Origin of the sequence: Shewanella sp. TB7-MNA-CIBAN-0143, assembly GCF_040310065.1 — a bacterium.
GTDB lineage: Bacteria > Pseudomonadota > Gammaproteobacteria > Enterobacterales > Shewanellaceae > Shewanella.
In genome coordinates this window covers 150,065-156,557 of the sequence record NZ_JBEOPL010000012.1, presented here as the reverse complement: position 1 = coordinate 156,557, position 6,493 = coordinate 150,065, and the positions used below count along the sequence as shown (strand labels likewise).

At 41.3% G+C, this 6,493-nt stretch carries 5 protein-coding genes; 2 read left to right on the top strand and 3 right to left on the bottom strand.

Annotated features, from left to right (window positions below):
* Nucleotides 1–216: 216 nt before the first annotated feature.
* Nucleotides 217–483: an Lpp/OprI family alanine-zipper lipoprotein gene (locus AAEY97_RS11755; protein WP_011638433.1), complete on the bottom strand. Its 267-nt coding sequence runs from the start codon at nucleotides 481–483 to the stop codon at nucleotides 217–219.
* Between the two features lie 268 nt (nucleotides 484–751).
* Nucleotides 752–1,996, bottom strand: coding sequence for a multifunctional CCA addition/repair protein (locus AAEY97_RS11750; protein WP_350998966.1), 1,245 nt, complete (start codon nucleotides 1,994–1,996; stop codon nucleotides 752–754).
* Nucleotides 1,997–2,126: 130 nt separating this feature from the next.
* On the opposite strand from AAEY97_RS11750, the gene AAEY97_RS11745 reads away from it, so the two are divergent.
* Together AAEY97_RS11745 and AAEY97_RS11740 are read left to right on the top strand one after the other, a co-directional pair.
* Nucleotides 2,127–3,794, top strand: a complete 1,668-nt coding sequence (locus AAEY97_RS11745) for an ExeA family protein (RefSeq protein ID WP_192114383.1) — start codon at nucleotides 2,127–2,129, stop codon at nucleotides 3,792–3,794.
* Nucleotides 3,794–4,963 carry a general secretion pathway protein GspB gene (locus AAEY97_RS11740; RefSeq protein ID WP_350998964.1) on the top strand — a complete coding sequence of 390 codons (1,170 nt, stop codon included), beginning with the start codon at nucleotides 3,794–3,796 and terminating at the stop codon, nucleotides 4,961–4,963. The genes AAEY97_RS11745 and AAEY97_RS11740 overlap by 1 nt, the downstream gene beginning before the upstream one ends.
* A gap of 79 nt (nucleotides 4,964–5,042) precedes the next feature.
* On the opposite strand, the gene nhaD is transcribed toward AAEY97_RS11740, so the two are convergent.
* The gene (nhaD, locus tag AAEY97_RS11735) at nucleotides 5,043–6,290 is read right to left on the bottom strand and encodes a sodium:proton antiporter NhaD (RefSeq protein WP_059743998.1); all 1,248 of its coding nucleotides are present in this window, start codon (nucleotides 6,288–6,290) and stop codon (nucleotides 5,043–5,045) included.
* Nucleotides 6,291–6,493 lie beyond the last annotated feature (203 nt).

Sequence of the window (6,493 nt, the reverse complement as noted above, 5' to 3'; positions counted from 1 at the left end):
ACCGCTTGATACCGCTTGATACCGCTTGATACCGCTTGATACCGCTTGATACCGCTTGATACCGCTTGATACCGCTTGATACCGCTTACTATTACTTTTCTACGCGAAGCACAAATAATTAAGGCTTGATGTTGAAGTACTACTTAGAGTAGTGGTATCAACAATCAAGCCCTAATAATCAACCTATGTAAATAAGCTAATTTTTAATAACTATTCTTACTTTTTGTAAGAAGAAGCCATGTTGTCTAAACGGTCGTTAGCACGTTTAGCTTCAGCTTGTGCGTCCATAGAAGCAGCTTTAGCGCCTTTAACATCAGCAGATAGCTTGCTTTGCTCAGACTTTAAAGAACCAACTTGTGCTGATAGTTGATCAACTTTGTTACCTAGGTTTGCTACGCTTTCTTCTAAAGCAGTAGTGTTAGCACAACCACCTAATAAAGCAGTCATCGCAACACCAGCAATCATCAGTACTTTCTTGTTCATGGGTAAATCCCTTAATATATAGGTTGTTAAATAGTGCAACGGCATGTGCCTTTGCAACGGCGTAATTATGTCACAGATTTTTTTATTTGCTATAGGCAAATATAAGATTGTTCATTTAAAATAGCGAAATAAATGAAAATTGCAAGTCTACCGGGCCAAAAGCATCATTAATTGCCGAATTTATATAAATCTTAGTGATTTATTGCTTATTCCCTGTTAAAAAATGCTTTTTTCCGCTTTTTTTCATAAAACCCTAAATAGGCAATAGCTAATGTAGCTGCTTGCTTTCAATGTATTGTATTTTATAGTTATTAATCGTTTCGGCTCGATTTAGCTGAAGTTGACTTTTAATTTGCGATCCTTGGTAACCCGCGGCAATAATCGATTGCACATCGACGTTGCTCGCTAACTCATAGCAATGTAGTAAATATTCGGCTTGTGGATAGGAAGATTGTTCAAATCCAGTTCGTCCTCTTAAGTCGCCATGACAACATAATAGTAGCTCTGTTAAGCGTTGAGGTTTTCGCCAAAAATCACCTTTATCAAATAATTTGACGATGGTTTCTGCTCTTAGTTCAAACGCGTTATGAATGTTTTGGTGTTGATCGCTGACTAATAATGCTAAATCACGGTATTCGTTTGGCACTCTAATTCGTTCACAAAGCTTTTTAATGACCGGCAAACCTTTCTGCCCGTGGCCATAATGCTTCGGCCAATCTTGTTTTGGGGTCAACGCTTTACCTAGATCGTGAACTAGAGCGGCAAAACGTACTGCTTTATTGTCACTTAATAGACTCGTTTGCTCGAGAACCATGAGGGTATGAATGCCAGTGTCTATTTCAGGATGCCACTTTTCAGGTTGTGGCACGCCAAACAACGCATCAATTTCAGGAAATAACACTGTTAATGCTTGGCATTGCTTTAATACATTGAAAAAAACCTGCGGACTTTGGCTGCTTAATGCTTTATCACATTCTTGCCATACGCGTTCTGGGGTGAGGTGATCTAATTCACCGCTATTAGCTATGTCGGTCATTAACTGTAAGGTTTCAGGTGCAATAGTAAACCCTAAGTGGTGAAATCGAGCGGCAAAACGAGCCACTCGTAACACGCGTAAAGGATCTTCAACAAAGGCATCTGACACATGGCGAAGTATTTTAGCGTTAATGTCTGCAATACCGTGGAACGGGTCCGTCAGTGTGCCGTGCTCATCTTGCGCGATGGCATTAATGGTTAAATCACGGCGCAATAAGTCTTCGACGAGAGTGACATCTTTATTGGCATCACAACTGAAACCTTGATAACCCTTACCGGTTTTTCGTTCTGTTCTGGCTAACGCATATTCTTGCTGAGTTTTAGGGTGTAAAAAAACAGGAAAGTCTTTACCGACTTGCTGATAACCCAATGTGAGCATTTCTTCTACGCTGCTGCCAACAACCACATAATCTTTATCAACGACAGTTTGTTTAAGAAGGGTATCGCGTACGGCCCCGCCTACTAAATAAATCTTCATGGCGTACCACAACGTGTAATAATAAGTTGCTTAAATCTTATCAGAGTTAGATTTTTACGGCTAACTTTTGACAAGCTGTCATACAAGCATTAACGTGAGCCGTCAGTTTCAAATAAGGATTTTTGGTCGAATGTATAAAGCCTTCTATGGATTAAACGATAATCCATTTTCTATCGCGCCTAACCCTCATTATATGTTCTTAAGTGACCGTCATCGTGAGGCGTTGGCTCATTTAACCTACGGCCTAGGTGAAACCGGTGGCTTTGTATTATTAACGGGTGAAGTCGGCACTGGAAAAACCACTGTTTCTCGCTGTCTATTACAACAAATACCCGATAATACCGACACCGCGTTTATTCTAAACCCATCGTTAACAGAGCTTGAACTCTTAGCCACCCTATGTGATGAGCTGGAAATTAAATACGGTGAAAATCCGACGTTAAAGCAGTTGACTGATTTAATCAGCATGTACTTACTGAATAATCACAAAAATGGTCGTAATACGGTGCTGATTATTGATGAAGCACAGCATTTGCGTTCGGAAGTATTAGAGCAGCTGCGTTTATTGACCAATCTAGAAACCAACACCAAAAAACTGCTGCAAGTGATTTTGATTGGCCAGCCAGAATTACAACAACTGCTAAAACGTCAAGACTTACGTCAGTTAGCACAGCGGATCACCGCTCGCTATCATTTATTACCGCTAAATAAAGATGAAATTGCTCTATATGTGTTGCACCGTTTGCAGGTTGCCGGTAGGCATGAGCCGCTATTTACACGTAAGGCGATAACCGCGTTACATAAACATTCTGGCGGTATTCCGCGTTTAACCAACTTATTATGTGAACGTGCATTAATGGCTGGTTATGGACAAGCTAAGGTTCCGATTGATCACAAAATGGTTAATCAAGCTGCGGTCGAAGTATTGGGTGATATTGATGTACCAGGCGATAAACGCTGGCCATTTATTGCCGCTACTGCGTTGGTGCTCGCTTTTGGTTTATCATTTTATCTGTTTAATCGTTCAGCCATTGAAAACAATATGAATGCGAATGCGGCGATAGCAGATGTTCAAGCGCAATCTAGCTTAGCCAATCAAACGCCTGCAGTTATGCCTAGCCAGATAAACCAAGCAGCACAAACTCAACAAGTACAAGCAGCAACTCCAGTTGCCAATGCACAACAACAAATTATGCGCCAAGCAATGCTACAAAGCAGTAGCATTGATAATGCCTTTGCCGGATTATTTGGCTTGTGGAATAAACAGCCTATTATCGGCTTGTCTGCCTGCCAAGCTGCGCAGCAACAAGATTTAGCCTGTTATCAGCAACAAGGTAATTGGCACAGTATTATGCGTCTTAATTACCCCGCAGTTGTTTACTTGCAAGATACGCAAACGAACGTGTTTTATGGCGTAATTGTTGAGCGTCAAGCCGAACAGATTTTATTGCAACTGGGCGAGCAACAATTTTGGGTGAATAAAGATTGGTTTGACCGCCACTTTAGCGGCACTTTTGAAATTTTGTGGCAACCAGACAGTGTCTTGCCGCGTGAGATTGGTCAGTCCTCTAGCTTGGCACAAGTGCAATGGCTCGAAAATAGCTTAGCGTTAGTCAACAAGCGACGTGCACGGCTACTGACGCAGTTTGATAGTGATTTAGAACAACAATTAATGAATTTTCAACGTCAGCATGGGTTAAAGCCAGACGGTATAGCAGGCAATCAGACTTTGGTGCAGCTTAACTTATATCTGAGCCAGCAAGGCCCTCGTTTAAGTACCTCTGAGGTGCGCAGTTAATGTCAATTCTATTGGATGCGGTTAACCGTAAAAAGCAGCAACAAGGTGATGTTGTCGATATTATGTCGACGCAGCAGCCTCAATATACATCGCAATCTAACAGCTCAAATAAGTTGAATAAGTATAGTGTATTGGCTGTAGCCATTGCTTTGGGCATTGGCGCTGCATGGGGCATGAGTGTGCTATTACAGTCACCGTCTGCATCGTTATCAACTATCCAGCATAATGGCGTTAATGCACAACAAACTGTCACGGCGCCAGTTGCTGTTGTTACACCACATAAAACACCTGAAGCATTAGCCGGTAACAAAAATGAATCTGCGGTACAAAATAACGATGATATTCGTTTAGCGGGTAAGGTGGCATTACCTATTGCCAAACCTTTCAATACGAATGCAATGAACACGCAAGCGGCAAGTTATAATAACAATGGTTACGCTGAGTCTTCTGGTGTGAATGAATTATATCTGCAAGCAAATGATGGCCAGCGCAATTTTCAACAAGTTAACTCCCAGCAATTCAACCCTCAACAATTTAGCTCTCAACAAACCAACGCCCAACAAGCCAATTTTCAGCAACCAAGCTATCAGCAGCAAGCAGGTTATGAACAGGATAATTATCAAAGCGGGCAAGATAGCAGCGTTGATGAATATCAGACACAAGAGAGCAATCGTCAACAGGCGCAGCAGCAAGAAGCTATTGCATTGGGTGCTAAGGCTAATCGCCGAGGTTTAGCAGAGCTTGAGGCATTGCGCTTGCAAGTAAATGCTGCCGCAGAAGACGTCGATTTTGCCTCTGTTAAAGCACCATCAATTAAAGAGCAGAGTAATTTGATTGCTGCGTTTGAAACTGCGCTTAAAGACGTTGAATATGAACAGTCGGCGAATCAGCAAGTGACCTCAGCAAAATTAGATCCTATCCCTCGACCTTCCAATCAGCAAATTCCTAAGTATGGTGACTTACCCGCGAGTGTGCAGTTGCAAGTACCGGAGTTTAATATTAATGCTCATGTGTATTCGACAGAACCAAGTAACCGTTGGTTAAATGTCGATGGGGTTGAATTACAACAGGGCGATATGATCAAGAATAAGCTGACGATTGTAGAAATTCGTCCTCGAGATATCGTATTAGAAATTGATGGTGAGCAATTTAGAGTGCCAGCAATTTAAGGCGATGTTGGGATGTTAGGCATAAAACAAAGGCGCTATTAGCGCCTTTGTTTTATCTGAAAAACTCTCGTACTAAATATTAGCCGTGAATGTTATTGGCTAAAAACAGCGTTAATCCATAACCTATGCAGTAGCATAATAGTAATGCTGGAACATATTTTAAGTAGCTTACGAATGTCAGCTCTTCAACTTTACTCATCGCGATAATGCCAGATGCCGAACCGATGATTAATAACGATCCGCCTACACCAACCGAATAAGTTAAGCCTAACCATTGTGCTGTTGTCAGTACGGGATCTGCTTTTAATAATGCTGCAGTTAGTGGCACGTTGTCTAATAATGCAGAACCGACACCGGTAAAGAAGTTAGAAATGCTTGGGTTATACATGCCATAGACTTCTGTTAATAGGTTAAGCGTACCAATCTCTTTAAGCATACCAACCAGTAACAAGATACCTAAGAAGAACAGCAGGGTATCGAACTCAACTTGGCGAATGTATTCTAATACCTGAACTTCTTCTGTTTTACTCTTATGGGTAGTACCGACTAAGAACATTACTGATAAACCGAATAAAAAGGTCAATACCGGTGGAATACCAAACAGCACGTTAAGTACCATGGTTAATACGATGGTGGTGAAGAAAATCAAGCCAATGACGATATCAACGGTATTGTAGTTTTGCTCAATTGGCGATGTGCTCACATGCCCTTCGGCTTTGAGTGAGAACAATATTGCTAGGATCATAACGCTGATGCTGGCAGGAATGAACAGAATTAATAATTCAGAAATATGCACTTTACCGGCAAGGAAAATCATCAGAGTCGTTACATCGCCGGTGATTAATGCAACCCCACCAGAGTTTACTGCAAAGATAATGAGCACTGCCATACGGCGACGCATTTGTTTGTCTAAATTAAAGGTGGTCAGTAAACCTAACGACACCAGTGTGGCTGTCACGTTGTCACAAAAAGTCGACAGTACTAATGAAAACATCCCAACTTGTATCATCAACATGCGAACAGACACTTGCTGCGGAAATATTTTTTGCACCAGTACTTGGATCATACCTTTAGCGTTAAGGTAAGCAACAAAGGTCATAGTAGACATTAAAAACAGCCATAAGGTGGCAATTTCTAATAAGTTTTCATTGAGTTCTTCACCGACCAGTTTACTTTTCTCTGGGCTACCAGAGGCAATAAATAAGGTGATCCAAGCAATACAGCCAAGGAACAGGGTGGTTTTGGCTTTATTAATATGGGTAACTTCTTCGAGCACGATACTTAACAGCGCAAGCACTGCAAGTGAGATAAGAAAGGTATGTAGCATGACTGCAATTCCAACTTTGTGTTGTAGGTAATCAACATCATTACCATGAATTTTTGCTAACCTAATTCAGCCTTTTTTTTAAGGTTCAATTAAGCTTTCCGTTTGGCGGGGCGATCACATCACACCACGGGCATTTTCGCAATATAGATCACAGTTTTTTCGTCAATTATCGACCAAAGTCGTGGATAAAATAATTAACACAG